22 protein-coding genes are annotated in these 24,772 nt (G+C 73.9%); 13 read left to right on the forward strand and 9 right to left on the reverse strand.

Annotation, left to right across the window (positions count from 1 at the left end; genetic code table 11):
* Positions 1–48 precede the first annotated feature (48 nt).
* Both Asi03nite_RS21685 and pabB read right to left on the reverse strand, forming a co-directional pair.
* On the reverse strand, positions 49–828 hold the full coding sequence (locus tag Asi03nite_RS21685; protein ID WP_203682257.1) for an aminotransferase class IV: 780 nt from the start codon (positions 826–828) through the stop codon (positions 49–51).
* A complete protein-coding gene (gene pabB / locus Asi03nite_RS21690; RefSeq protein ID WP_203682258.1) occupies positions 821–2,923 on the reverse strand; it encodes an aminodeoxychorismate synthase component I in 2,103 nt (700 codons plus the stop codon). Before pabB ends, Asi03nite_RS21685 begins: the two co-directional genes overlap by 8 nt.
* 452 nt (positions 2,924–3,375) lie before the next feature.
* On the opposite strand from pabB, the gene Asi03nite_RS21695 reads away from it, so the two are divergent.
* Positions 3,376–4,290: a glycoside hydrolase family 19 protein gene (locus Asi03nite_RS21695; RefSeq protein ID WP_203682259.1), complete on the forward strand. Its 915-nt coding sequence runs from the start codon at positions 3,376–3,378 to the stop codon at positions 4,288–4,290.
* A 278-nt stretch (positions 4,291–4,568) separates the two neighbouring features.
* On the opposite strand, the gene Asi03nite_RS21700 is transcribed toward Asi03nite_RS21695, so the two are convergent.
* Positions 4,569–5,150, reverse strand: a complete 582-nt coding sequence (locus Asi03nite_RS21700; RefSeq protein ID WP_239102839.1) for a TetR/AcrR family transcriptional regulator — start codon at positions 5,148–5,150, stop codon at positions 4,569–4,571.
* Between the two features lie 63 nt (positions 5,151–5,213).
* Between Asi03nite_RS21700 and Asi03nite_RS21705 the strand changes: the two genes are divergently transcribed.
* Entirely contained in the window at positions 5,214–5,885 is a 672-nt protein-coding gene (locus Asi03nite_RS21705; protein ID WP_203682261.1) for an alpha/beta hydrolase, read from the forward strand.
* 219 nt (positions 5,886–6,104) lie between these two features.
* A complete protein-coding gene (locus Asi03nite_RS21710) occupies positions 6,105–6,449 on the forward strand; it encodes a VOC family protein (protein WP_203682262.1) in 345 nt (114 codons plus the stop codon).
* Here the strand turns inward: Asi03nite_RS21710 and Asi03nite_RS21715 are convergent.
* Entirely contained in the window at positions 6,446–9,628 is a 3,183-nt protein-coding gene (locus Asi03nite_RS21715; RefSeq protein ID WP_203682263.1) for a helicase HerA domain-containing protein, read from the reverse strand. The genes Asi03nite_RS21710 and Asi03nite_RS21715 overlap by 4 nt on opposite strands.
* Complete coding sequence (locus Asi03nite_RS21720; RefSeq protein ID WP_203682264.1) at positions 9,628–10,263, reverse strand: hypothetical protein; 636 nt, start codon at positions 10,261–10,263, stop codon at positions 9,628–9,630. Before Asi03nite_RS21720 ends, Asi03nite_RS21715 begins: the two co-directional genes overlap by 1 nt.
* A 330-nt stretch (positions 10,264–10,593) precedes the next feature.
* Here Asi03nite_RS21720 and Asi03nite_RS21725 point away from each other — a divergent pair, with 330 nt between their 5' ends.
* The 4 genes from Asi03nite_RS21725 to Asi03nite_RS21740 all read left to right on the forward strand — a co-directional run bounded on the left by Asi03nite_RS21725 (position 10,594) and on the right by Asi03nite_RS21740 (position 16,923).
* Positions 10,594–10,929, forward strand: a complete 336-nt coding sequence (locus Asi03nite_RS21725; RefSeq protein ID WP_239102840.1) for a CU044_2847 family protein — start codon at positions 10,594–10,596, stop codon at positions 10,927–10,929.
* 22 nt (positions 10,930–10,951) lie between these two features.
* The gene (locus Asi03nite_RS21730; protein WP_239102841.1) at positions 10,952–14,965 is read left to right on the forward strand and encodes a WD40 repeat domain-containing protein; all 4,014 of its coding nucleotides are present in this window, start codon (positions 10,952–10,954) and stop codon (positions 14,963–14,965) included.
* A gap of 101 nt (positions 14,966–15,066) precedes the next feature.
* The gene (locus Asi03nite_RS38790; RefSeq protein WP_307834022.1) at positions 15,067–15,192 is read left to right on the forward strand and encodes a hypothetical protein; all 126 of its coding nucleotides are present in this window, start codon (positions 15,067–15,069) and stop codon (positions 15,190–15,192) included.
* A gap of 300 nt (positions 15,193–15,492) precedes the next feature.
* Complete coding sequence (locus Asi03nite_RS21740) at positions 15,493–16,923, forward strand: PLP-dependent cysteine synthase family protein (RefSeq protein ID WP_203682266.1); 1,431 nt, start codon at positions 15,493–15,495, stop codon at positions 16,921–16,923.
* 20 nt (positions 16,924–16,943) lie between these two features.
* Here Asi03nite_RS21740 and Asi03nite_RS21745 read toward each other — a convergent pair whose 3' ends face one another.
* Positions 16,944–17,588 (reverse strand): 4'-phosphopantetheinyl transferase family protein, encoded by a 645-nt coding sequence (locus Asi03nite_RS21745; protein ID WP_203682267.1) that lies wholly within the window; start codon positions 17,586–17,588, stop codon positions 16,944–16,946.
* A 196-nt stretch (positions 17,589–17,784) separates the two neighbouring features.
* Here Asi03nite_RS21745 and Asi03nite_RS38570 point away from each other — a divergent pair, with 196 nt between their 5' ends.
* The gene (locus Asi03nite_RS38570; protein ID WP_275409487.1) at positions 17,785–17,910 is read left to right on the forward strand and encodes a hypothetical protein; all 126 of its coding nucleotides are present in this window, start codon (positions 17,785–17,787) and stop codon (positions 17,908–17,910) included.
* On the opposite strand, the gene Asi03nite_RS21750 is transcribed toward Asi03nite_RS38570, so the two are convergent.
* The gene (locus Asi03nite_RS21750) at positions 17,911–18,072 is read right to left on the reverse strand and encodes a hypothetical protein (RefSeq protein WP_203682268.1); all 162 of its coding nucleotides are present in this window, start codon (positions 18,070–18,072) and stop codon (positions 17,911–17,913) included.
* A 67-nt stretch (positions 18,073–18,139) separates the two neighbouring features.
* On the opposite strand from Asi03nite_RS21750, the gene Asi03nite_RS21755 reads away from it, so the two are divergent.
* The 5 genes from Asi03nite_RS21755 to Asi03nite_RS21775 all read left to right on the forward strand — a co-directional run bounded on the left by Asi03nite_RS21755 (position 18,140) and on the right by Asi03nite_RS21775 (position 21,713).
* Entirely contained in the window at positions 18,140–18,829 is a 690-nt protein-coding gene (locus Asi03nite_RS21755) for a TetR/AcrR family transcriptional regulator (protein WP_203682269.1), read from the forward strand.
* Between the two features lie 133 nt (positions 18,830–18,962).
* Entirely contained in the window at positions 18,963–19,472 is a 510-nt protein-coding gene (locus Asi03nite_RS21760; protein ID WP_203682270.1) for a hypothetical protein, read from the forward strand.
* 243 nt (positions 19,473–19,715) lie between these two features.
* Positions 19,716–20,246: a hypothetical protein gene (locus tag Asi03nite_RS21765; protein ID WP_203682271.1), complete on the forward strand. Its 531-nt coding sequence runs from the start codon at positions 19,716–19,718 to the stop codon at positions 20,244–20,246.
* 131 nt (positions 20,247–20,377) lie between these two features.
* Positions 20,378–21,004 (forward strand): ElyC/SanA/YdcF family protein, encoded by a 627-nt coding sequence (locus tag Asi03nite_RS21770; protein WP_203682272.1) that lies wholly within the window; start codon positions 20,378–20,380, stop codon positions 21,002–21,004.
* Positions 21,005–21,032: 28 nt separating this feature from the next.
* Positions 21,033–21,713 (forward strand): glycosyltransferase family 2 protein, encoded by a 681-nt coding sequence (locus Asi03nite_RS21775; protein WP_203682273.1) that lies wholly within the window; start codon positions 21,033–21,035, stop codon positions 21,711–21,713.
* Positions 21,714–21,737: 24 nt separating this feature from the next.
* On the opposite strand, the gene Asi03nite_RS21780 is transcribed toward Asi03nite_RS21775, so the two are convergent.
* Together Asi03nite_RS21780 and Asi03nite_RS21785 are read right to left on the reverse strand one after the other, a co-directional pair.
* Positions 21,738–21,938 (reverse strand): hypothetical protein, encoded by a 201-nt coding sequence (locus tag Asi03nite_RS21780; protein ID WP_203682274.1) that lies wholly within the window; start codon positions 21,936–21,938, stop codon positions 21,738–21,740.
* Positions 21,939–21,951: 13 nt separating this feature from the next.
* Positions 21,952–24,768, reverse strand: coding sequence for a CHAT domain-containing protein (locus Asi03nite_RS21785; RefSeq protein WP_203682275.1), 2,817 nt, complete (start codon positions 24,766–24,768; stop codon positions 21,952–21,954).
* Positions 24,769–24,772: the final 4 nt, after the last annotated feature.

The following is a 24,772-nucleotide window of genomic DNA, read 5'->3' on the forward strand; positions in this document are numbered from 1 at the left end:
GCGCCGGCCCGGACCGGAGCCCCGCGGGCGTACGGCCGGAGCCGGTCCTCAGAGGGCGTCCGGCTCGATGTCGTGATAGGCGGCGCGCAGCTCGTCGAGCACCCGGCGGTCTCCGGCGAACACGACGTCGTCGATCCGGCCGATCTCGCGCACCCCGATCGCGGCGTTCGTGGCGAACGCGGCGCGCATCGTCGCCAGGTCGGCCGGCGAGACCGGCGCGACCCGGTGCGACGGCCGCCGGAGCAGGCGCATCGTCACGCCGGGCAGGCACGGCGCGTCCGGCCAGACCACGTGTGCGCCGTCGGAGAAGCAGACGTTCCAGGTGGCGCCCTCGGAGACGAACCCGGCTCCGTCGGTGAACAGGGCGTCGTCGTACCCCAGTAGTTGCGCCTCGCGGCGCCGCCGCAGGGCGCCGAACAGGCCGGTGCTCTTGATCTGCGGGCTGTCCCGGACGTGCGCCACGGTCCCCGCGGTCATCGGCGGCAACGGCGCCGTGCCCGCCGGGCGCCGGGTGACCAGGACGCGCGGGCTCCGCGCGCGAGCCGGGTGGCCCAGGTCCAGATCCGGGTCGAAGACCGTGACCCGGATCGTGCACGCCCGGTCCGCCGGCGCCGCCCGGCGCACCAGTTCCCGGACCCGGTCCGGATCGAGGGGGACGCCGAAGGTGGCGCGGCAGTCCCGGACCAGCCGGTCGAGGTGCAGCGCGAGGCCCCGGACGCGGCCGCCCTCGACCCGGAACGTGGTGAAGTGGCCGTAATTGGTCATCGCGAGTGCCTGCAGCTCCGCCCCGGTCACCGGGCGCCCGTCGAGGTGGCCCGGCTCAGGCATCGCTCGCCGCCGTCATCGGGTCGTGTTCCGGGAAACCGGCGCCGAGCAGGGTGAGCAGCGGAAGGGCCTTGACCGCCGTCTCGTCGAACTCCGCGACCGGGTCGGACATGGCGACGACCGCGCCGCCGACCCCGTAGCCGACCCGGCCCGGCTCCGCCACCAGCGTCCGGATGGCGATGCTCAGGTCGACGGCCCCGGACAGCGAGAAGTATCCGATCGCACCCGAGTAGATGCCGCGGGGCCCCTCCTCCAACCGGTCGATGATCTCCATGGTGCGCAGCTTCGGCGCCCCGGTCATCGACCCGCCGGGGAAGGCGGCGCGGACGCAGTCGACCGGGCTGCGGTCCGGGCGCAACCGGGCCGTCACCGTGCTGATCAGCTGGTGCACCGTCGCGTAGGTCTCCACGGCGAACAGCTCCGGGACCGCCACCGAGCCGATCGCCGCGACCTGGGCCAGGTCGTTGCGCAGCAGGTCGACGATCATCAGGTTCTCGGCCCGGTCCTTCTCGCAGCCGGCCAGATCCCGCCGCAGCTCCTCGTCCTGTTCGGGAGAGCGGCCCCGCGGGCGGGTGCCCTTGATCGGCCGGGCCTCCACCCGCCGCTCGCCGTCGACGCGTAGGAAGCGCTCCGGCGAGGTGCTCAGGACCGACAGGTCGCCCAGGCGCAGCAGCGCCGCGAACGGAGCCGGATTGGCCCGGCGCAGCGCGGTGTACGCCGGCCACACGTCCAGCGTGGTCTCCACCTGGAGCTGGTTGGTCAGGCAGATCTCGTAGCTCTCCCCGGCGGCGATGGCGCGCCGGCAGGACTCGACGAGGTCCAGGTAGGCGCGGCGGTCGTGGCGCGGCGACACCGGCGCGGTCACCGGCTCCGGCGCCGCGGGCGGCCGGCTCCGGACCCCGGCCAGGCGCTCGACGCGGGCGCGGGTGGCGGCGAGCCAGTCACGGGCCGGCCCCTCGTCCCCGAGATGCAGGGCGAGCAGATAGGTGGTGGAGGTGTCGTGGTCGACGACCACACACCTGTCGGCGAACAGCAGCGACGCGTCCGGGTACGGGGAGCGGTGCGCCGGGCGGGCCCCGCACTGCGCCTTGAGCTCGTAGCCGAGATAGCCGACCCAGCCGCCCCGGAAGTCGAACGGCAGCTGCTCTCCGCCGGTCACCTCGGCGGCGCGCAGCCGGTCGTCCAGCCAGTCCAGCAGGGGCCGGACCACCCGGTGGACGCCCCGTCCGGAGCGGACGGTCACCGTGCCGGCGGTGACGTCCGCGGTGACCACCTCGGCGAGCGGGCCGCCGGTCGCGCCGAGCACCGAGAACCGGCCCAGGCGCGGGTCGGGGCGGCTGCTGTCCAGCCAGAACGCGAACGGCTGGTCGCCGAAGAGCTCTTCGAAGACCTTTTCCGTGTCGTACGCCGTGGGCAGCTCCTCGACCACCAGCCGGTACCGCACCCGCGGCGTGGTGTCCGGCCGGCCCGGGCGCACCGGCCGCGGGCGCCGCGGGCGGGCACGCCTGCCGTGCCGCACGTTCCACGCGCCGCTGAGCTCGGCGAAGTTGGCCAGCAGGCGGTGCCCGTGCTCGGTGGCGATCGACTCGGGGTGGAACTGCACCCCCCACTGCGGGCGGGTGCGGTGCCGCAACGCCATCAACACCCCGTCCGGCGTCCAGGCGAGCCCTTGCAGGTCGCCGGAGAGGCGGTCGACCACCCACGAGTGGTAGCGCACCACCTGCTGCGGCGACGGGATGCCGGCGAACAGCCCGGTGCCGTCGTGCAGGACCGGGGACCGGCGGCCGTGCCGGGGCTCCGGGGCGAGCGCGATCGACCCCCCGCCGAGCATCGCGATGCCCTGGTGCCCGAGGCAGACGCCGAGCAGCGGGATCCGGCCGGTGGCGATGACGTCACGGCAGATGCCGAAGTCGGCCGGGACGCCCGGCGTGCCGGGCCCGGGGGAGATGACGACGTTGTCGAAGCCGTCGAGATGCCCCGCCCGCCACCCGGGCTCGTCGTTGCGGATCACCGTGGGCTCGGACCCGGTCACCTCACCCAGGTAGTGGGCCAGGTTGTACGAGAACGAGTCGTAGTTGTCGATGAGCAAGGTCCGCACACACACCCCCATGGTCCCGCCGGATCTCCCGGCCGCCGCGCGCCGGGACCGCGGCAGGTGATTGTCCCCCGGTGGCCCGGACGGCTGTCGTCCGCGGCCACGGTCTCCGCCCGTGCGGCCATATACCCCGGAAAACCGGTCGGGCGTTTCGATCCCGACCTGCCGGCCGGCGCCGTGGTGGCGGGCTCGGGTGGCGGTCCTGGGACGGCGCCGGGCTGTCCGGGGGCCAGTGGCAGACCGTCGCCAACGCCCGGGGCGGCGATGCGTGCGGCGCCGCTGCTGCGGATCCTGGACGACCGGGTGCTGGTGTGAGGAAAGCGGCCCCGGCGCCCCCGGAAATCACTGAAGTTTCTTAACAGATAACTTGACTTCACCGGTCGCGATCTAGTTGAGTCGATGTACCTCTCATCCCCCTCGCTCCAGTACGTCCCCCGGCGTACGGAAGGTGAATTATGTCGAGAAGAAGGCTGATGTCGATCCTCGCCGCGGTGAGCGTCGCCGTGGCCGGCGCCGCCGCGGCGATCATGCCGATGACGGCGTCGCAGGCCGCCGAGGCCTGTGTCACCGCGTACAGCGGCTCGCAGGTGTACACCGGAGGCATGCGTGCCTCGTACAACAGCCACAACTGGACCGCCAAGTGGTGGACCCAGGGTGAGGCGCCCAGCACCGGCGGCTCCGGCGTGTGGGCCGACAACGGCGCCTGCGGCGGTGGCGGCGCCACCACCGCGCCGCCCACCGGCGGCAACAGCGGCTTCCCGGTCAGCGAGGCCCAGTTCAACCAGATGTTCCCGAACCGGATCGGCTTCTACTCGTACGCCGGCCTGCTCGACGCCGTCAAGAAGTTCCCCGCGTTCACCACCACCGGCAGCGACACGGTCCGCAAGCAGGAGGCCGCGGCGTTCCTCGCCAACGTCAACCACGAGTCCGGCGGCCTGGTCTACGTCGAGGAGCTGAACCAGGCGAACTGGCCGCTCTACTGCGACCGCAACCAGCCGTACGGCTGCCCGGCCGGGCAGTCCGCCTACCACGGCCGCGGGCCGATCCAGCTGAGCTGGAACTTCAACTACAAGGCGGCCGGTGACGCGCTCGGCATCGACCTGCTGAACAACCCGGACCGGGTCAAGAACGAGGCGTCGGTCGCCTACCAGACCGCGGTCTGGTATTGGATGACCCAGCGCGGCCCGGGCACGATGACCCCGCACGACGCCATGGTCAACAGCCGCGGCTTCGGCGAGACGATCCGCAGCATCAACGGGTCGCTCGAGTGCAACGGCGGCAACCCCGCCCAGGTCCAGAGCCGGGTCGACGCCTACAACCGGTTCGCCGGCATTCTCGGGGTCACCCCGGGCGCCAACCTCTACTGCTGATCCCCGGAACAGCATCGATCGAGGGGTACGGTCATCCGGCCGTACCCCTCGATTCTTCTCGCCTTTCGGGCGTGGGCCGGTGAGTGGCCGCGGGCGATTCGTCGCTTGCCGCTACTCGGCGCCGGCGAGGTGTGCCTCGGGCGCGTGCCGGTCATCGACCCGGCGGTCGGCCTCGTCAAAGATTCCGTCGTCAGCCATGGAGCACCTCCCGGAGAACCTCGTCTCATCGATGTGCGCCGGACAGGCTGAGCCGGCTCATCCGGGGCCGAGCCGGCGGTTCAGTGATCTCCGGGTGGCGAGGCCGCATCGGAACGGGCCGGGTCGAGCGTGCGCAGGAAGTGCTGGAACGCCTGATCGGTGCGGGCCGGGTCGCCTGTCGCGTCGAGGTCCAGGAGCAGGCCGCGGATCACCGCCAGGACCAGCGTCGCGTGGTCCTGGCGGCCGATGCCGCGCAGGCCCTCCGCGAGCGGTTCCAGCCAGTCCGTCGTCGCCGCGCGGCGGAAGTCCGGCCACAACTGCCGCAGGGAGTTGTCCCGCACCTGGTTGAACATCCGCAGGAACGGTTGCCCCGCCGGCCCGGTCATCGACGTCCAGGCGGTGCCCAGCGTGGTGGTGTACGGCTCGCCGGTCCGGGCCCGCAGCAGGGCGCCGAACGTGTCGAGCTGCCGTTGCCGCGCCTGCCCGAGGATGGCCCGCAGCAGGGCGTCGCGGGTGCCGAAGTGGTAGATCAGCATCCGGGCCGAGGCGCCGGTCGCGCGGGTCAGCGGCTCCAGCCGGTCGGGCAGGCCGTGCTCGAGCGCGTGGTCCGTGCACGCGTCGAGGAGCCGCTGTTTGATCTCGGGCTGCGATCGCCGTCCCATCACGCCATCTTTTCGCGTAACAACCGCTACGTCTACCGTGGATCGGGACGGCGGGAGGCAGTCATGAGGGTGGTTTTCGTGCACGGTGCGTGCGTGCGGGACGGCGAGTGGTGGTGGCACCGCACCGCGGAGCTGCTCCGCCGCCACGGGGTGGCCAGCGTGTCCCCGGAGCTGCCGAGCTGTGTCGGGGCGGCGGGCCTGGCCGAGGACGTCGCCGCGGTGCGGCAGGTGCTGCGGGACAGCGACGAGCCGGCGATCGTGGTGGCGCACAGTTACGGCGGCGTCGTCACCGCGGAGGCGGCCGCCGGCGCCGGCGCGGTCCGCCACCTGCTGCTGATCTCCAGTTTCCTGCCCGAGGTGGGGCAGACCCTGTCGGACTTCGGCGACGGCGCCCCCGCGCCGTTCCTGGACGCCGATCCCGGGACCGGCACGTTCGGGGTCCGCCCCGAACTGCTCGCCGACACGTTCCTGCACGACTGCGACGCCGACGTCCGGGCGGAGGCGCCGGCGCACCTCGCGCGGCAGAGCCTGCGGGTGACGGGGCAGCCGGTCGGAGCGGCTGCCTGGCACGACATCCCCTCCACCTACCTGGTGTGCGCCCAGGACCGGGGCACCCCGGCGCGGCGGCAACGCGAGTTCGCCCGCCGGGCTGGCCGGGTCGTCGAGTTGGACGCCGGCCACCACCCGTTCCTGTCCCGCCCCGCCGACATTCGTGACCTGCTGCTGAGCGTGTAGAGCGGGCCACGCCCGGGGAGAACGACAGGCGCCGGCCGGCTGGCGCCGAGAAGTGCCTCGACCCTCGTGAGGGAACTCCTGTGGTCAGCCGAGTCCCGTGCGACCGGCCCCGAGGGGTGCCTCGCAGGACTTCCAGGTCGAGGTGCGCCTGATGTGAGGCCGGGTTTCCCCGGTCCGGGCGGCGGGGACTTGGATCGGATGACTGATGGAGGTTCGGGGATGAGACTGGCGGCGACGACTATCAGTTCGCCGCGGCCGCGGCGGCTGGCGGAGTTCTACTCGCGGTTGCTGGACCTGCCGGTGCTCGTCGACAAGGACGGCTGGGTCGAGCTGGACGGGCTCTCCTTCCACTCCGCGGCCGGCTACGAGCCGCCGGCCTGGCCGGGCGAGCCGGGCCGCCAGCAGATGCAGATGCACCTGGACATCGAGGTCGACGACCTGGCGGCAGGGGTGGCGCGCGCGGTCGAGCTGGGCGCTGCGGTGGCCGATTTCCAGCCCCAGGCGGGGGTACGGGTGTGCCTGGACCCGGACGGCCATCCGTTCTGCCTGTTCGTGCGGGACTAGCGCGCGGCCAGTTCCAGCACCTCCTCGGCCGAGAGCGGGCTTCGCGGATGGTGGCTCAGGCACAACGGGGACTGCATCTTGACGAACGACGCGCCTTCGACGGTGGCGTAGAACTGGCCGGCCCTGAGACGCGCCACGTCGGCGATGTTGCTGCCCTTCGCCCGGGCCATGTCCTGCGCCGCGGCGATCTGGGCCGGGCTGTTGAGCAGGCCGAAGAACTGGGTGGCGGCGTTGCCGGGAATGCGGTTGTGCAGGCCCTTCGGCGCCTGCGTGGCGAAGACCAGGCCCAGGCCGTATTTGCGGGCCTGCGAGGCCAGCGCCAGCGTGCTGTGCGTGCACGGGGTCATCGCGCCGGACGGGGCCAGCGTCTGCGCCTCGTCCATGACGAACAGACCGCCGAGCGGCCGGTCGCCGGCCGGATTCTGCTTGATCCACGAGAAGAGGGCGATCTGCAGCTGGTTGACGAAGTTCTGCCGCTGCTGGTCGTCGGGCAGACCGACGAAACTGATCACCGACACCCGGGCCCGCCGCCCCTCCGACGGGGTGAGCAACTCGCCGGGGTCGACGGGTGCGCCGCGCCCGCCGAACATCGGATCGTTGACCGTCGCGGCCCGCAGCAGCTGGGACATGTTGCCGGCCAGCTTGGTGGCGTCGTCGAGCAGGCTCACGCCGTCCGGCAGGTCGTTCAGCAGGCCCACCAGACCTTCAAGAGCATTTCCGCCGGTACGGGCGTAGCTCGTGACCGCCTCCCGCAGCACCGCCCGGCCCAGCACCGCCTTGTCGGTCTTGCCGTCCACCCGGGCGTGCGGGGCCAGCGCTGAGACTGCCGCGTCGACGCCCGCGGTGAAGGCGTCCGAGTCGTCCAGGATGCCGGCGAAGTCCGGGAGCGGTTGGAAGCTGAGCGGGCGGCCGCTGTCCCGGTTCGGTGTCCAGACCACGACCTCGGTGGTCCGGAAGTACTCGGCGGCCCGTTCCGCGTCGCCCGCCGGCCAACTCTCCGGCGGTGACGGCCACGGCTGGCCGAGCCGGGCCAGGTCGTTGTTGGGGTCCAGCACGATGGCCGAGACGCCGCGCAGCGCGCACTCCTCGACCAGCCGCCGGATCAGCACCGTCTTCCCGGAGCCGGAACCCGCGAAGATCGCCGTGTGCCGGCGCAGCGCTTCCAGCCCGACGGCGACGGTCTGGCCGCCGTCGAGCGCTGCCCCCACCGGCACGGCCAGATCGCCGAGCCCGACCGGCACGGCCAGATCGCCGGGCGCCGCCTGTCCGGGCGGGCCGGCCGGATCCCGGGGCCGGGGAACGCCGTCGCCCGTGCGGGCGGACGGGGTGATCGAGGCGCGGGGAAGCGTCTCCTGGAGCAAGGTGATCGAGGCGGTCGGCTCCCGGTCGCGGAGCCACGGCAGGAGCGGCTCCGCGCCGTACTCCTCGATCAGGCTCTTGAGGGCCGTGAGCCGCTTGACGTCCTCGCCGGTGAATGGCAGCACCTGCCCGCCGGCCTCCCGGAAGTCCTTGACCACCTCCTGGGTGCGGGTGCCCTTCGACCAGGGGTTGGTGTCCAGGTTGCGCAGCAGGTAGAGCCGTCGCTTGGTGACGCCTCTGGTCAGGCCGGCCGTGGTCACCGCGTTCCGGATGCGGTTCAGGACCGCGATGGCGTGCGTGGCGCCGATCGCCCGGAACGCCCAGTGCTCCTCGTCCTCCGGGTTTGCGTCGTCGTCCTCGCCGCCGAGGCTGCGCCGGAGCCGGGCGTGCAGGGCGGGCTTGCCGCCGGCCTGCGGGTCGATGCTGAACGCCTCGCCACCGGCGCCCCGCTCCGCGATCCAGGCGGTGAGACCCGCCGCCAGCAGCGCCGGCACCTCGCCGTCCTCGGTGTTCTGGTCGAGCGCTGTCCGCGGGTCGGCCTGCTGCAGCAGCTCGGCGTAGCGGTCGTCGATCTCCTTGAGGTCTCCTGCGGGCGGGTCCGCCTGCGGTATCGGCGCGCCGACCGTGCGCTCCGGCTGGAGGTTCCGCATCGGGGTCACGACCCCGGTGGCCAGACAGCTCCGGACATGGTTGTCGATGGTCTTGAGCAGCTCGCGCGGGGTGAAGTCGGCCGCCTGGGCGAAGGCCTCCGGCAGGATCGGCCAGGTCGGGTGGGGCGGGGTGAAGCCGGCCTCGCCGAACAGCGGGGCGAAGCGCTTCTCCACGAGTTCGCGGCCGAGCTCGGGGCTGGGGATCCGGCGCAGCGGGGCGGCCTCGCGGAACCGGTCCTGCACGGTGTCGGTCGCCTCGGTGGTGATGTCCGCCCAGGTGGCCGGCAGGCAGGTCACCACGGACAGCGAGCGGCGGGTGGTCTCCCGCAGCGACATCAGCCCGCCGGCGATCTGCTCCAGAAGCAGCGCCTGCTGCCAGTCGGTGACCCGGTCGCCCCGGGCGTTGGTAGCCTTCGTGGACTGTGCGATCAGCAGGTCGATCTGGTCCACCGCGATCACCGCGGGCCCGGTCAGGGCGAGCAGCCGGGAGATGTCTCGGATCACCTCCTGCGCCGAGCGCTTGCCGCGCCGCATGCCCCAGGCGGCCCGGTCGCCGGGTTCCTCCTCGTCATTGGAGCAGAGGAACTCGTAGCCGATGTCCTGCGTGCGCGACGACTCGGCGGCCAGCAGGGCGAGCGCGCGGGCGGTGTCCTGGCACTCCACTCCGATCGGCCGGTGGTGCTTGCGGATCAGATCGGCGAACGCATCCAGCGCCGGCCGGGTGAGCTCGGCCCGGCCGGTGACCGCGCGGCGCACCGTCCGGGGCGCGCCGATGAGGTCCACCAGCCGGTTCAGGAACGTCGTGAGCTGGTTCTCCCCGCCGGCCGCGGGCCGGGCGAAGCCGTCCAGCATGGACAGTGCCGTGCTGCGCCAGAACGCGCTGGTCTCCAGCAGGCTGATCAGGAAGAAGTACCCGCCCTCGGCTTGGACACGCTCGCGGACCGCGCCGAGCAGATGCGTCTTGCCGGTGCCGCGCTGCCCGAGGATGGCCACCCCGATCGGGCTGGAGTCGGTGTTGCGCCGCGCCTCGGCGACACCGTCGAGCACGGTCCGCACCACCTCGTGCTGCAGGCCCTCGACGTGGAAGGGGGCGGGGCGCCACACGTCGTCCGGGGTGGGCGCCCAGTTGAACCGCAGCGCGGCCAGGGCCCGGCGTTCCTGGTCGTCCATCAGTCGCGGATCGCGAGCAGGTGCATGTCCTGATTGCCGATGCGGATCGCGGCGGCGCGCTGGCCCGGGGTCAGGATCTTCTGGTTGGACTCCGGGACGAGGTGCACGTCGGGTGCCTTGTCGAGGCGCAACAGGGCGGCGTCGACCTGTCCGGAAGCGGTCCCGCCGGGCAGGGCTCCGCGGAGATCCTCCAGCATCACGTAATCGCCACGCCTGGCAGCGATGTCGTGGTACACCGCACGGATCTGCCCCTCGATGTCGATCTTCGTCGTTTCCGCCGGGCGGCTGACGATGCCCGGCGCGTAGAATTCCGCCGCCGAGAGATCGTTGCGCTCCAGAAATCCGCGCAGGGCCTCGAGGTGGAGATAGAACGCGCCGCCGAGGGCACCGCTGCGCGGGGGAGCCTCCTTGCCGAGTTCCTGTTTCGCCCGGCCCCAGCCGTCGTCGGTCAGTTCGAGAACCATCGGCTTGCCGGTCACCGTGATCAATTTCCGGTTGACCAGATCGTCACGTTTCCCTTTCTCGAGGCCCACCTTCTTGGTGTCGGCCAGGAACGCCCTCGGCGATGTGCCGCCCATGGCCATCAGGGCCAGGATTGTCGCGAGCTGTGCGGCGGTGAGTTCCTTCTCGGGCATTCCGGTGCCTCTCTCCGGCGCGGTTCGGTCGCGCCGGCGGCGAAATGATGATCAAGGTGAGCCATTCCGGCCCGGCCCGATTCTGCCGAGCGCGCTGGCGAGATGCAAGGTCCACCAAGGAGGCGGCAGAAATCCGACAAAAGCATTTCTTGATCTATGAAACTACTGGTGGGAGTGGGTCCGCGTGGTCATTGCGGACGTTCCCGAAATTGATCTCCGGATGGCCCATTGCCTTTCGGCGGATCGCCGGGAAACATGTCCCCGGGCGAGGAATCGCATAGCCGGTCTCCTCGTCCTTATCCGTGCGCCCGCACGGCTCGATGGAGGTTGATGGCGGTGTCGTCCGAGGTCGTTCGGTACCAGGTGGACGACAAGACCGTCGCCCAGTTCGAGTTCGAGCCGCTGGCCGGGTTCCAGCCCGCCGGCGTGGGCGACGTCGCCGGTTGGGTCCGCGAGGCGGCCGCACCGTCGATCGAGGCCGCCCGTGCGATCCTCGACGAGGTTCGGCAGTTGGCGCCGGACGAGGTGCAGGTCAAGTTCGGCGTCAAGGTCACCGGCACGGCCAACTGGGTCGTCGCGAAGGCGGCCAGCGAGGCGAACTTCGAGATCACGCTCGCCTGGCGGCCGGCGGGCGCGGCGCATCCGGGACCTCTCGCCGGCGGCTGAGATCGCGGTGACCGTGACCGGCATGCCCGTGGAGTCCTGGGCGGTGGCTCTGCACGGCGGGCCGTGCGACGAGGCGCCACTGGGCGCGGGGATCGTCGTCGCCGACTCGCTCGTCCTCGCCTGCGAACACGTGGCATTCCATCAAGGCCGCCCGCGCGAATTGTGGGTGGCTTTCCCCCGCGCCTTCCACGTGCCGCCAGGCGTCCGCCGGCGGGTGCGAGCGTGTTCGTTCAACGGCCGCGCCGAGGCCGGCCTCGACGTCGTCCTGCTGGAGCTGGAGGAGCCGGTGCCGGCCGGGGTGGCGCCCGCCCGACTGCGGCGGCCGTCCGGGCCGGACCTGGTCGGCCGCTCCTGGCGGGCCTTCGGGTTCCCGCAGCACAGCGCCGGTGGACGACCAGCGGCCGGCCGCGTCGGCGGCGAGGGCGGATACGGCAGGATCCAACTGGAGGCGGAGCCGGTCTCCGGCGTCACGCAGGGATTCAGCGGCGCGGCGCTCTGGTCTCCGGACTACGACGCCGTGGTGGGGATCATCCTGGCCGCAGAGTCGTCCACCGGCTCCGGCCACGCGCTCACCCTGGCGTACGCGGACGAGCACCTGCCCGGCATGAAGCTGTCCACCCTGGACGCCTGGCGGGTCGGCGACGCCGACGAGCTGACCCACGCGGCCTGGGGATGGACCCTGGCGGCGGACGGGGAAGCTGGCCGCCACTGGCTGCCCCGGGCCCGCGGCGTCGCCTCCGGCTCGGAGACCGGCTCCCGGTTCCGGGGCCGCTCGGCCGCGCTGCGGCGGCTGCGCGACTTCCTCGACCGGCCGCAAGCGGCGGGCCGGCCCCTGGTGGTCACCGGCTCGCCCGGCGTCGGCAAGTCCGCGGTGCTGGGCCGCGTCGTCACGACCGCGGACGCCGAGATCCACGCGGCCCTGCCGGCCGACGACGTCGCGGAGCGGGCCACCGTCGGCTCGGTGGCGTGCGCGGTGCACGTGAAGGGCAAGACGGCCCTGGAGGTAGCGTGCGAGATCGCCCGCGGGACAGGCGCCGGGCTGCCGGCGGCGACCGTGGATCTGCTGCCCGCGCTGCGGCACCGGCTCGCTGCCCGGCCGGCGCGGGTCAACGTGGTGGTCGACGCGCTGGACGAGGCCGCCACGCCGGCGGACACCCGGGAGCTGATCGACGAGGTTCTGGTTCCGCTCGCACGCACCTGCCACGAACTGGGCGCCCAGGTGGTGGTCGGCACCCGGCGCAGCGACGACCGCGGCGACCTGCTCGCGGCGTTCGGCTCGGACGCCGTGACGATCGACCTGGACGCTCCGGAGTACTTCTCGTCCGCGGACCTGGCCGACTACGCGCAGGCCACGCTGCAGTCGTCCGGAGTGTACGCGGATCCGGCGGTGGCCGCGCCGGTGGCCGCGCGGATCGCCGCCCTCGCCGACCGGAACTTCCTGATCGCGGGCCTGGTGGCGCGCACCCGGGCACTGCGCGACCTGACCCCGGTCGACCCCGTCCACGTCTCCTTCACCCCGACGGTCGGCGATACGCTGCACGAGTACGTGCGGGGGCTGACCGACGTCGGTGTGGCACCGGCCCGGCTGGCACTGAGCGCGCTCGCCTACGCCGAGACGCCGGGCCTGCCCCTGGAGTTGTGGCAGGCGGCTGTCGGGGCGCTCGGCGCGAGCGTGACCGCGGCCCAGCTCAGCGACTTCGCGCGTACCTCGGCGGCGAACTTCCTGGTGGAGACCGGCGACCCGGCCCGGCCCATCTACCGGCTGTTCCACCAGGCGCTCAACGACGCGCTGCTGGCTGAGCGCCGCACCGTCGGCAAGTGGATATCCGACGAGCAGCGGCTGGTGCGCACCTGGACGGCGTTCGGCCGGGAGGCGGGTTGGAGCGAGGTCCCGGAGTACCTGCTGCGCTCGCTGCCGCAGCACGCCGCCCGGGCCGGGGCGGTCGACGAACTGCTCAACGACGACGACTACCTGCTGCACGCCCACCTGGACCGGTTGTTGCCGGTCGCCGGTGAGAGCCACAGCTGGTCCGGTCAGGCCCGCCGACGGCTGCTCCAGCGCACGCCGCAGGCGTTCGGCGCGGCGCCGGCCGACCGGGCCGCGCTGTTCTCGGTGGTCGACCGGCTCGACGACCTGCGGGTCGGGATCGGCTCCGGCGCGGTGGTGGCTCCCTACCAGGCCCGCTGGGCGCACACGCCGCCCCGGCTGGAGAGCGCGGTGCTGGATGGGCACTCGCTCGCCGTGCACGACGTCTGCGCGATCGCCGTCGACGGGCGTCACCTGCTTGCCTCGGCGGGGGAGGAGGGCACCGTACGGCTGTGGGACCCGCTGACCAACCAGACGGTGCGGGTGATCGCCTGCCACGACGACTGCATCCGCGGCGTCTGTGCCGTGGAAGCGGCCGGCGGCACCTACCTGGCCACCGCGAGCCACGACGGCACGATCGGGATCTGGGACCCGAGATCCGGGATACGGCTGCACAGCTTCACCGGTCACGGTGACTGGGTGCGTAACCTCGTCGCGCTGCCGGTACCCGGCGGGGACCTGCTGGCGTCGGCCGGCGACGACCGGACGGTGCGGATCTGGGACGTGGCCGGCGGGATCCCGGTCCGGACGCTGACCGGGCACACCGGGTGGGTGACCGCGGTGACCCACGTGCCGGTCGAGCCGTACGGCCTGCTCGCCTCGACCGGGACCGACGGGACCGTGCGCCTGTGGGACCCGCTGACCGGCGCCGACCGCGGGGTGTTGCGGGCCGGAGCCGGCTGGCTCACCACGCTGTACCCGGTGCGTGACGGTGACCGGGTACTCCTCGCGGCGGCGGGCTACGACGGGGTGGTCCGGTTGTGGGACCCGCTGACCCGGGACCTGGTCGCCGCGCTGCCCGGCGCCGGAGGTCTGATCACCGATCTGTGCACGGTCCGCGGCCGATCCGCCGAGTTGCTTGCCGCGACCTGCGAGGACGGCACGGTCCGTCTGTGGGATGTGGCCACCAGGACCGAACGCCCCCGGCTGCACGGGCACGCCAGCTGGATCCGGGCGGTCTGCGAGCTGCCGATGCCGGGGCAGCGGCTGCTCGCCACCGCCGGGGAGGACGGGACGGTGCGGCTGTGGAACCCGGAGGAGGAGCTGCCGCGGACGGTGGCCGCCAGCGGGTTCCCCGGCGCGGTGGCCGACCTGAGCGCTGTCCGGATGGGCGGTGACGACCTGGTCGTCTCGGCCGGCAGCGACGGCGTGGTGCGCCTCTACCAGTTGTCCAGTGGCGAGCTGCGCGGTCAGCTGCGGACCCATGCCGGCGCGGTGAACGCCGTGGACGTCGTCGAGGACGACGACATCTTCTACCTGGCCGCGGCGTGTCGGACCGGCACGGTGGAGCTCTGGGACCTGGCGGACGGTGAGCTGGTCCGCGAGTTCCGGCAGCACTCCGACCAGGTCAAGGCGCTCGCCGTGCTGCGGTCGGCGGCGGGGCTGCTGGTGGCGTCCGCCGGGGAAGACGAGACGATCCGCCTGTGGGATCCGCGGACCGCCGCGGTCCGCGGCCGGCTCGGCCATCGGGACTGGGTGACCTCGTTGCTCGTGATGGACGGACCGGGCGGGGCGGCGCTGGCGTCCGGGGACAACAGCGGGGTGGTGCGTTTCTGGCGCGCCGCCGGCGGAGGGACCTGGGAGCAGCACGGTCATCAGGGGGCGATAAACGTCCTGTGCGAGTTCCGTGGCGCCGGACGCACGATGCTCGTGTCCGCCGGTGCGGATCGGAGCCTCCGGCTGTGGGATCCGGCGGACGGGCGGCTGATCCGGGTGCTGACCGGGCACACCGCCGCGGTGACCGGGCTGGACGTGGTGGACGTGGCCGGTCAGCGGGTGCTGGTGTCGGCGAGCCTGGACCGCACGGTGCGGCTGTGGGACCTGCGGACCGGCCGGGCGCTCCGGGTGATCCCGGTGCACCACCGGGCACGGGCGTGCCGCCGCATCGGTGAGTTCCTGGTGGTGGGACTGGAGCACGGGCTGTTGGCGCTGATCCTGAAAAAGCTGTGACCGATTGGCACATCTCCTTCCCCGTCCTCGCAATGGGAGCGCTCCCAATCCTCCCTTCCTGTAAGATCCTCATGCACGTCTCACCGAAATGGCGCGTAGCCGTGAGCGCTGTCCTGCTCACGCTGGTCAGCGCCGTGGCCGGGACCCGGCGGACCGGGGCCGAGCCGATGATCATCGCCAACTACGGGACGGGGACCGCCCGGGAGGCCGCCGACGGGGTGCGGTAGGCCAACGTCACCAAGGGGTACGGCGCCAGGTACTGGACGATCGGCAACGAGAACTACGGCTGCGCCCGGGAGGCCGACGAGCACGCCGACAAGAGCCCCGAGGAGTGCGCCTCCACAGTGGTCGCCTACTCGCGGGCGATGAAGGCGGGTGGGCCGAACGTGCTGCCTGGCGTGTTCACGCTCGACGGCACGGTCTGCGCCGGCGTCTGACGGCGCGGCCGGGGCAGGCGCGCCCGTCCCGGCCTTCGCCGCGGCTTCCGGTGCGCGGATAAGTCCTATTTGGATGGTAGGTTATCCGGCATGAGTGTGCTGGACGCCATCGGAGACACGCCGCTGATCCGGCTGACGCGGATCACCGCGGGCCTGGCCGCCGAGGTCCATCTCAAGGCGGAGTTCCTCAACCCCGGCGGCAGCGTCAAGGACCGGGCCGCGCTGGCCATGGTGCAGGCCGCGGAGGCTGCCGGCGAGCTGCGGCCCGGCGGGGTGATCGTGGAGGGCACGTCCGGCAACACCGGCATCGGGCTCGCCATGATCGCGGCGCAGCGCGGCTACCGGGCCGTCGTCGTGGTCCCGGACAAGAGCAGCGTCGAGAAGACGAACACACTGCGGGCGTACGGCGCGGAGGTCGTGATCACCACGGGTGGCGTCACCCGGGAGGACCCGCGCCACGTGTCCCAGGTCGCCGCCCGCCTCGCCGAGCAGACGCCCGGGGCGTGGCTCGCCGGGCAGTACGACAATCCCGCCAACCCGGGCGCGCACCAGGCCACCACCGGCCCGGAGATCTGGCGGCAGACCGCTGGGCGGGTCACCCACTTCGTGGCCGGCGTCGGCACCGGCGGCACGATCAGCGGCGCGGGGGCGTACCTGCGGTCGGCCGGCCCGGTCACGGTGATCGGCGCGGATCCGGAGAGCTCCGTCTACGGCGGCGGGGACGGCAGCCCGTACTACGTGGAGAGCATCGGGCACTACGTGCATCCGGACACCGTCGAGGACGTGTGGCCGCTGTCGTACCACCCGGCGGTGGCGCACCGGATCGAGCGGATCAGCGACCGGGAGTCGATCGAGGCGACCCGCCGCCTGGCCCGGGAGGAGGGCATCCTGGCCGGCGCCTCGACCGGGACCGCGGTGGCGGCGGCCCTGCGGGTGGCCCGGGAGCTCGGCCCCGAGCACCTGGTGGTGGTGCTGGCGCCGGACTCCGGCCGGGCGTACCTCTCGAAGTACTTCGACGACGGCTGGCTGCGCCGGGCCGGCTTCCCGGCGCCGACGCTGCCCGGCCCGCTGGTGGGCGACGGCGAGGTGGTCGTGCCGGCGCTGCTGCCGGCCTCGGCGCGGGCCGGTGAGCTGTCCGCCGCCGCGGTCGCCCTGCTGGTGTTGCCGCGCGGCGGGCGCCCGGCGGTGGACCCGTCGCCCGGCGACGTCGTCGGGGTGGTGCCGGCCGGCGCGGTGGCCGGGGTGGCGGCGGACGCGCCGCTGGCGGCGATCGCCCGGCCGCTGCCGGTGGTCGGCGCCGGCGAGCCGATCTCCGAGGCGCTCGCGCGTACGCCTGGCGACGCCCCGTGGCTGGGCGTGCTCACCGACGGCCGGATCCGTGGCGTGATCTCCCGTGCCGACGTTGCGACAGCTGTGCGGGTTCAGGAGGTGCGTGGGGTTGGGGGCGTGGATACCTTCGGCCTGACGAAGGACGGAACGCACGTCTCTGACCTCGACAGTGTCGACCGCGGGGCCCGGTAGGGACGGTGCCACCCAGCCGGCTAGGCCGGGACCGCGACGGACGTGAGGATCAGGCCCTCGGCGGCCAGCCAGCGGCCGTCGAAACAGCGCGGCGCTCCCGGCGCGGTCAGCGTCAGCCGGGCCCGGAACGTCCCGCCCACCGGGTCGATCGACAGCTCCGCGTCCTCGAAGTCCAGCCAGCGCGAGGTCAGCGGGAACCAGGCCTTGTAGACCGACTCCTTGGCGCTGAACAGCAGTCGGTCCCAGCTGACCCGCGGATGCCCGGCCGCCAGCCCGGTGAGCATCTTCCGCTCGGCCGGCAGCGCCACCGCCTCCAGCACCCCGAAGGTCAGCGGCTCGTCCGGCTCGGCGTCGATGCCGATGGTCCGCACCACCGAGGACTCGGCGAGCACCGCGGCACGATAGCCGGCGCAGTGCGTGATGCTCCCGACCAGCCCGGCCGGCCAGAGCGGCTCACCCCGGGGGCCGGGCAGCACCGGCGCCGGCGGGCGGCCCAGCCGGGCCATCGCCTGCCGTGCGCACCAGCGCGCGGTGGTGAACTCGTTGCGCCGCTTCGCCACGGCCTTGCGGACGAGCGCCTCCTCCTCGGCGTACAGCGCGGCGCCGGGTGGGTCGACGAACGTGTCGACTGCGGCCGTGCCGGGCGGAAGGATTGACTCGATCATGAGGTCCCCGTGGTTCGGCGAGAGCGACGCATCGACAGATGGCGTCGTCGAAATGCTAACCACGCTTGCCGCGCCGGCGGAACAGGGCAGCGAGCCGAGCGGGGTCGTCCAGGGGCGACGGGTTTGCGGGCGCTGCCCGAGCCGGCCGACGCGGTGGTCACGGTCCGCGAGGACACCCTCCGGGAGCCTGGAGCGGGTGCGCGGCCTGTTCGCGGACCGCGTCGCGGCCGCGCCGGAAGCCCTGGACGGCCTGGCCCTCCCGGCCCCGGAACACGCTGCCCTGACCGAGGTGGCCGGCCACCTGACCGATCGCGTCAGCTGATCAGGTGCGGCCCTCGCGCTCCTGGGCGTCGCGCAGCGACCCGGCGTGCGGGACCCAGTCCGCGAGGCGTACCGGGAAGCCCTCCTTCCGCAGGCGGTGCACGACCGCCGGGTCGTCGTCGACGACCACGGCCACCGCGCCCCCGGCGGCGCCCGGCGCCACCGACAGGAAAACAGAGCCGTAGCACGTCCTCCCGATCGCCGCTAACGTCGTGCCGTAGCATTGATTCATGCAGGACGGGGCCGACGCCGCGGTGCGCGCGGCGCTCATCGAGGCGGCCGGGCGGCAGCTGGCCTGCTCGGCCGACGGCGACATCGCCACCCGGGCGGTGTGCGAGGCGGCCGGGGTCACCCAGCCGGTGCTCTACCGGCTGTTCCGGGACAAGCGCGGGCTGCTCGACGCCGTCGCGGACGCCGGCTCCCAGCGGTACGCCGAGCGCAAGAAGAGCCTGGAGGTCACCGGCGACCCGGTGGCCGACCTGCGCGCCGGCTGGGACGACCACATGGCGTTCGCGGCCGCCAACCCGGCGCTCTACCGGCTGATGTTCACCTCCTCGACCGCGCACCGGCGCATCCTGCAACTGTTGGAGGCGATACTGGTCCGCTGTGCCGCGGCCGGCGCCCTGCGGACCACGCCGCGGCTGGCCGCCCAGCTGATCCTGCCGGCCAACGTCGGGGCCGCGCTCAGCCTGATCGCCCAGCCCGGCCTCTACGACGACCCGGCCCTGTCACACCGGATGCGCGACGCCGTCTTCGCCGCGGTCCTCACCGAGCCCAGCACGCCACCCGGGCCGGACCCGGTGCGTGGCGCCGCGCGTCAACTGCGCTCGCAACTCGCCCTCACCGGCACCGGGCGGCTGGAGCCGGTGGAGGCCGCGCTGCTCGAACGGTGGCTGGAACGGATGGACCCGGCGGACTGAACCCGCCCGCCATGGATCCGCGGACATCGGTGGCGTCTGGTACGACCTACCGCCGATCGCCCGATTCCGATCCTCGCGGAAACGCGGGTTGTCCAGCGCAACCCCGGGCTGGTGACGCATCGTTGTTGTCGTCATGAGCCCTGTCCTTCTCGCCCTGCTCGCCGCCGGCCTGGCGTTGCCCGCCCCGCCGCTGCGGTTCGACCCGTCCACCGACACCGGGTTCGTCCCCGGCGCCGCCGTGCGCAAGGCGTTCGGCTGGAGCGAGGCGGTGCTGGCGGCGAAAGCGCGCGGCGTCGAGTTCAGCCGCGGGTTCTGGACCGTGGAGAAGTACGCGGCCACCTGCGGTGGGCGGGAGTACCCGCTGGCGTACCAGAGCGAGTTCGGCCGGATGATGCTCACCGACCAGGTGGTCCGCGGACGCGGCGGGAGCCTCGGCTTCCGGATCACCGGGTCGCACGCCGGGATCTCCGGGGTCGCGCTGCCGTGGCCGATCGGCAGCGACTGTCCCGGCCACCCGGGCCTGACCATCACCCGGCTGCGGCTGGTCTCCACCGGCAAGGGGTGGGCGCTGACCGCCGAGTCCGGCGAGGCCAGCCGCCCGCTGCTGGCCGGCGGGGAACCGGCTACCCCCGGACCCGGATGATCGCCCGGCCGGCGCTCCCTCGCCGCGGGCGCGCCGCGCCCGCGGCGCTGCGCCCCGCCTCTTCGCGGGTCACCGTGCTCCTGTCGGCCGCGGCGATGTGCCCGCCCTCGGAGCGGTTCGCGGGTCAGTTCACGGTGACGTGCGGGGCGGGACCTCCGGACTCCGGCGATGGGTGTGGTCCGGTCCCCGACGGAGCCCGGATCCCGCCGCTTCTCTCCCGCCGCCACTGGGAGGATGTACGACATGTCAGGATCGCGTCTCGCAACCCTGGTGCTGGCCGTGCTCGTCACCGCAGGCTGCACGAACCATCCCGCCACGGCGCCGCGCCCATCCGCATCGGCGTACACCGGGCCCAGCGAGCCCGCCGAGCCGTCCGCGAGTGCCACCACCGCCACCCCGCCGAAGGCGCTGAAGCCGCCCCCGCCCATCCCCGGCGAACTGTCCCGGCGAGTGGTCACCCGCAAGGACGACCACCACGAGGGCAGGACCACCATGGGCGGTTCCGCCCGCGCCGGCCAGGAGTACTGGCTGCACGCCGCCTGTACCTCCACGACGCCCGGCAGGACGCTCTCCGTCGAGATCCGCAGCGCCGAACCAGGCGCCTCCGGCGATGCCGTGGTCACCACCGGGCTTCCCTGCGACGGACAGCCCATTGTCGACGGCATCGGCGCCCTGCCTGCCGGGGTGATCGCTGTCTACCTCCATGGGGACCAGTCGGACGTGCTCTCGGCCTACGCCGTCGTCGCGCCGGCGCCGGCGTCGCCCGAGGGCTGACCGTGTTCGCCGGCCCCGGCTGGGCCGGCGCCGTCGCCGCCCGAAAACTGACGGTGCCACCGCTTTCGACGGTGACGGCGGGCGGCGACGTAGGCTCGGGATTTCGTCGTACGGCGATGGCAGGGTGAGAAATGGCGTTCGCGGCGGTTCTGCTGGTGTTCGGCCGGGGCGTCCGGTGGACCGGCGACGCCTGGGAGCTCACCCCGGCCAGCGTGGAGCGGGTCCGTGCCGCCCAGCGGTACGTCGCGGAGAACGTCCCGGGGCGGGACCGGCCGCGAGTGATCTTCACCGGTGGCTGGCCCGAGGCGAGTGCCGGAGCGCGGCGCCCGCCGTACGGCGCCGGCGAGGGTGATCTCATGATCCGGGCCGCGCGGCTGGCCGGGCTGGACGCCCGAGCCGATCTGTACGCCGAGACCCGGTCGCGCAGCACGCTGGAGAACCTGCTGCACACCGTGGAGGACCGGCTGCTGGCCGGGTTCGTGTTCGACGGCCGCCGGCCACTCGGCCTGGTCACGCACGACTGGCATCTGCCGCGCGTGCGGTTCCTCGCGGGCAAGACGCTCGGGCTGCGCGGCGACGCCCTGCTGGACATCCCGGCCGGCGGTGAGCGACACGACGACCGGACGGCTCTGCTCGCCACGCGGGTCGGCTTTCTCGGCGCCCGGCGGCCGGAGGTGCTGCTGCGCCGCGAGCGCAGGCTGGTGGGCCTGATCCGGTACGCCGAGAGGATGGGATACCGCCGCCGCGCAACGGGGTAAAGGCGTCACCGACCCCAGAGGAGATGAGATGAGCGCGGTCATTCTGCTACCGGTCCACCGGCCGGGAGATCAGTTCGTGTCCCTGCTCGGCGAGCTGGTGCCGGACGTCGCCGACCCGGCCTCCGTGGTGGTGGTGGACGACGGCAGCGGCCCGCAGGCCGACGCCGTGCTGGCGGGCGCCGGCGAGCTCGGCTGCACGGTGCTGAGGTGCCCGGCCAACCGTGGCAAGGGCGCCGCGCTGAAGGTGGGCCTCCGGCACGTGATCGCGGCTCGGCCCGGGTGCGACGTGGTCACCGCGGACGGGGACGGCCAGCACCGGGCCGCCGACATCCGCGCGCTGGCCGAGCGGACCGGCCGGGGCCGGCTGGTGCTCGGCGTGCGCCGGTTCGACCGGATGCCGCCGCGCAGCCGGCTCGGCAACCACGTCGTGCAGTGGCTGTTCCGGGCGGTCACCGGGCGCGCGGTGGCGGACACCCAGACCGGGCTGCGGGCCTATCCGGCAGCGCTGCTGGAGCGGCTCTGCCGGGTGCCCGGGGAACGTTTCGACTACGAGATGAACGTTCTGATCACGGCGGCCGGCAGCGGCTGCGGGTTCGAGGAGGTGCCGATCTCGACGATCTATCTGGGCGACAACACCAGCTCCAACTTCCGCGGGCTCACGGATTCCGCGCAGGTGCTGGGCACCCTGCTGCGGCACGCCGCCGGATGACCGGCCGGGTTGGCCACGCCCTGTTCAGTCCGGCGACGGCTCGGTCGGGTCGCCCGTGGCGGGGCGGGGACGCCCCGGCGACGTGGCCCTGATCTCCCGCTGGAGCCGCCGCAGACGGCGTACCAGGCCGGCGGTCAGCTCGTCCGGGTCGGCCCCGCCGGCCCTGCGGGCGGCGACGGCCGTACGCAGTTCGAGCAGCAACAGGTCCCGCAGGTCCTCGGACATGGCGGCCACCCCGTCAGCGACCGTGGTAGGACAGCGCGGCCCACAGATCCGGCCGGGTCAGGTCCATGGTGGCCACGGTGTTCAGGTGGGCGCCGGTCAGGAACGGCGGCGCGACCCGCCCGGGGTCCAGCATCCAGCGGTGCACCGCGCCGACCGCCGCCGCGGGCGGCCGCCGGTGGTCGACGAGTTCCAGGTGGACCAGGAACAGCGCGAGGGCGGCGAACTCCGGGGGCACCGGCCAGCGCCAGCCGATCACCCCGGTGCAGCCGGCGTCGAGCAGGGCGGGCGCCGAGCCCTCGGAGAGGATCGCCAGCCCGCTCGCGCCCCGCACGGTGGTCAGGTCGAGCGTGCCGCCGGCCAGTTGCAGCTCGGTGCCCCGCAACCCGCACGCCAGGTGGAGCACGGAGGCCGCGGGCAGGCGTTCCAGCAGGTCCTCCGGCGTTCCGGGGCCGTCGGCCGGCTCCAGGGCGCGGCCGAGGCAGGCCGAGCGCGGGTAGAACAGCCGCCGGACCACCAGGGTCTCGGCCATCTCCGGGTCCCGGTCGCCGCGGGGGTTGACCACGAACACCGGAGCGGCGCCGACGGCGGGCGCGGTCCGCCCGGCCAGCCGGATCACCTGGGAACCGGAGGCGACGTGGGCGAGCACCAGGTCCTCGGCGCGGTGGCGGCCGTCGGGGGTCCGTACCGCGGCCAGGGGCAGCCGGGCGAGGCCGTCGCTCGCCGCCACCAGCAGGCTGCCGGCGCTCCAGCGGCCCAGGACCGCGGCCCAGCCCGGGTCGTCCGAGACGAGGGGGTCGCTGGCCGGCACGTTGGCGAGCACGTCCAGGCGGTCGGTGGCGGGGTCCAGGCAGAGCACCCCGGCGGTGCGCCCGGCGTCGTCGGTGGGGTGCAGGTAGAGCAGGGCGTTCGCGCCCAGGTCGCGGACCGCGGCGGCGACCTGCGCCGGGGCCGGGGGCAGCGGCGCCGGCTCGGCCGGCGGCGCGATTCCCAGCACCGCCTGCACCAGGTCCCGGCCCGGCGGGTCGTCCGGATCACCGGGGGCGGTCGCGGCGATCTCCAGGGCGATGAACGCCTCCTCGGCGCGGCCCTCGGCCAGCATCCATCCGGCGAACCGGGCCGCCTCGCGCCGGCTGGTGCCGGGGCCGCGCAGCGCGGCCAGGCCGGCGTCGCGGCTCGGCCCGGCGTCGCCGCGCGCGCGATGCGCCTCGGCGAGCCGCCATCGGGTGCGGGTCCGCAACGCCCCGTCGGCGAGGGTGCGGGCCGCCTCGGCGAGCAGCGGGATCGCGCCGTCGGGGTCGCCGGCCCGGATCAGCCGGGTGGCGCCCCGGACCGCGAGCGCCCGCGGCGAGTCCGGGTCGGGGAATGCCGCGTCGTCGCCGATCCGGCCGGCGCGGAGATCCTCGGCGAGCCGGAGCTGTGCCACCGCGGTGTCCAGCACCGGCCGCCAGGGGTGGTCTCCGGGCACCGCCGCGGCGAGCGTGTCCGGGTCGGCGGCGTCGCCGGCGAGCAGGGCGGTGACGGTCCGGCACAGCTGGGAGAGCGCGTTCACCACCGGCGGCCGGTCGGGGATCCGCCGCGCGTAGTCGTGGATCCCGGCGGCGATGCCGGTGATCGCTCCGGCGAACGGCCGGTCGCGGTCGAGCAGGGCGCCGGCGGCCTCGACGACCACCGGCGCGGCCGGGTGGCCGGCGGGGATGCGGGCGGCCGCGGCGGACAGGTGCCGGGCCGCGGTCAGCAGGGTGCCGTCGACCGAGTCGTCGCCCCAGCCGCTGCCCTCGAGCCGGCCGCGCAGCCCCAGCCCGATCGCCGACAGCAGGAAGTCGGTGCCGGAGGCCTCCGAGGCGCCGGGCTCGTCGACGGCGCCGGCCGCCGCCCCGACGAACGCGTCCAGGTCGCCGGTCGGGACCGTGTGCGGGTCGCTGAGCAGCAGCGTCCGGGCCTGCTGCCAGACCGGCCGGGTGGGGTCGCCGGCCAGCGCGGCGAGCCGGTCCCGGGCGGCCTGGCGCGCCTGGTCACCGGCGGCGGCCGCGGACCCGGGAGCGGTCGGCGCAGGCGCGGGCCGCCGGGGCGGCACGGTCGGCGCCTGGTTCTCCTCCTCGGCGAGCACGGTCACGGGGTAGTCGAGCGGGCTGCCCGGAATGAACGGCGTGCTGGGCATCCCGGTCCGCTGGATCCGCTGCAGCGCCGACAGCGTCTCCATGATCTTGCCGAGGTCGAAGCGTGCGAGATCGCCGGCGAGCAGCGGCTGGATCGACTCGGCCAGGGCCAGCGAGGTCCGCGCCATGGCGGTGACGTCAGCGCTCAGCGCCGGACCGTCGACGATCTCCCGGAACAGCCGGACCGCCACCTCGGCGTCGTCGGCGGCGTCCTCGGCCGAACCGGTCAGGAACCCGGCGCGTGCGGCGGCCGGGTTCAGCGACTCGGTCGCCCGCCCCAGGTGCAGCTGGCCCAGCGAGAGCCGGGTGACGGCCACCTGCGCGGGCGGGAGGCCGGCACCGGTGAGCGCCTCCCCGAGCACGAGGATCCCGGTGTCCCGGTCCCGGGGCCCGCCGCCGTGCGCCGAGTGCCGGATCGACAGCAGCCAGCCGAGCTGGCCGGCCACCTGCGCACGGGCCGGGTCGCCGGCGTCCAGCAACCGGTACGCCTCGTCCCACACCTCGATCGCCGTGGACAGGTCCCCCAGGGCGGCCGGCTGTCCGGGCCCGGCCCGCCAGTACCGCCCGGTCAGTTCCTGCCCGAGCGTGACCAGGATGGGCACCCGGGCCGCGCCGCGCCGCCGGGCGAGCCGATCCCGGAGCCTCGTGATGTTCTCGTCCCCACGGACGTCCATGCGA

It is taken from the genome of Actinoplanes siamensis, assembly GCF_016862395.1.
GTDB classification, from domain to species: domain Bacteria; phylum Actinomycetota; class Actinomycetes; order Mycobacteriales; family Micromonosporaceae; genus Actinoplanes; species Actinoplanes siamensis.

Coding starts and splice junctions, on each gene's coding strand:
- Asi03nite_RS21720 (WP_203682264.1), bottom strand. CDS start 10,263: ATGCCCGAGAAGGAACTCACCGCCGCACAGCTCGCGACAATCCTGGCC.
- Asi03nite_RS21730 (WP_239102841.1), top strand. CDS start 10,952: ATGCCCGTGGAGTCCTGGGCGGTGGCTCTGCACGGCGGGCCGTGCGAC.
- Asi03nite_RS21760 (WP_203682270.1), top strand. CDS start 18,963: ATGAGCCCTGTCCTTCTCGCCCTGCTCGCCGCCGGCCTGGCGTTGCCC.
- Asi03nite_RS21765 (WP_203682271.1), top strand. CDS start 19,716: ATGTCAGGATCGCGTCTCGCAACCCTGGTGCTGGCCGTGCTCGTCACC.
- Asi03nite_RS21785 (WP_203682275.1), bottom strand. CDS start 24,768: ATGGACGTCCGTGGGGACGAGAACATCACGAGGCTCCGGGATCGGCTC.
- Asi03nite_RS21780 (WP_203682274.1), bottom strand. CDS start 21,938: ATGTCCGAGGACCTGCGGGACCTGTTGCTGCTCGAACTGCGTACGGCC.
- Asi03nite_RS21710 (WP_203682262.1), top strand. CDS start 6,105: ATGAGACTGGCGGCGACGACTATCAGTTCGCCGCGGCCGCGGCGGCTG.
- Asi03nite_RS21695 (WP_203682259.1), top strand. CDS start 3,376: ATGTCGAGAAGAAGGCTGATGTCGATCCTCGCCGCGGTGAGCGTCGCC.
- Asi03nite_RS21705 (WP_203682261.1), top strand. CDS start 5,214: ATGAGGGTGGTTTTCGTGCACGGTGCGTGCGTGCGGGACGGCGAGTGG.
- Asi03nite_RS21755 (WP_203682269.1), top strand. CDS start 18,140: ATGCAGGACGGGGCCGACGCCGCGGTGCGCGCGGCGCTCATCGAGGCG.
- Asi03nite_RS21700 (WP_239102839.1), bottom strand. CDS start 5,150: ATGGGACGGCGATCGCAGCCCGAGATCAAACAGCGGCTCCTCGACGCG.
- Asi03nite_RS21685 (WP_203682257.1), bottom strand. CDS start 828: ATGCCTGAGCCGGGCCACCTCGACGGGCGCCCGGTGACCGGGGCGGAG.
- Asi03nite_RS21725 (WP_239102840.1), top strand. CDS start 10,594: ATGGCGGTGTCGTCCGAGGTCGTTCGGTACCAGGTGGACGACAAGACC.
- Asi03nite_RS21715 (WP_203682263.1), bottom strand. CDS start 9,628: ATGGACGACCAGGAACGCCGGGCCCTGGCCGCGCTGCGGTTCAACTGG.
- Asi03nite_RS21775 (WP_203682273.1), top strand. CDS start 21,033: ATGAGCGCGGTCATTCTGCTACCGGTCCACCGGCCGGGAGATCAGTTC.
- Asi03nite_RS21745 (WP_203682267.1), bottom strand. CDS start 17,588: ATGATCGAGTCAATCCTTCCGCCCGGCACGGCCGCAGTCGACACGTTC.
- Asi03nite_RS21770 (WP_203682272.1), top strand. CDS start 20,378: ATGGCGTTCGCGGCGGTTCTGCTGGTGTTCGGCCGGGGCGTCCGGTGG.
- Asi03nite_RS21740 (WP_203682266.1), top strand. CDS start 15,493: ATGAGTGTGCTGGACGCCATCGGAGACACGCCGCTGATCCGGCTGACG.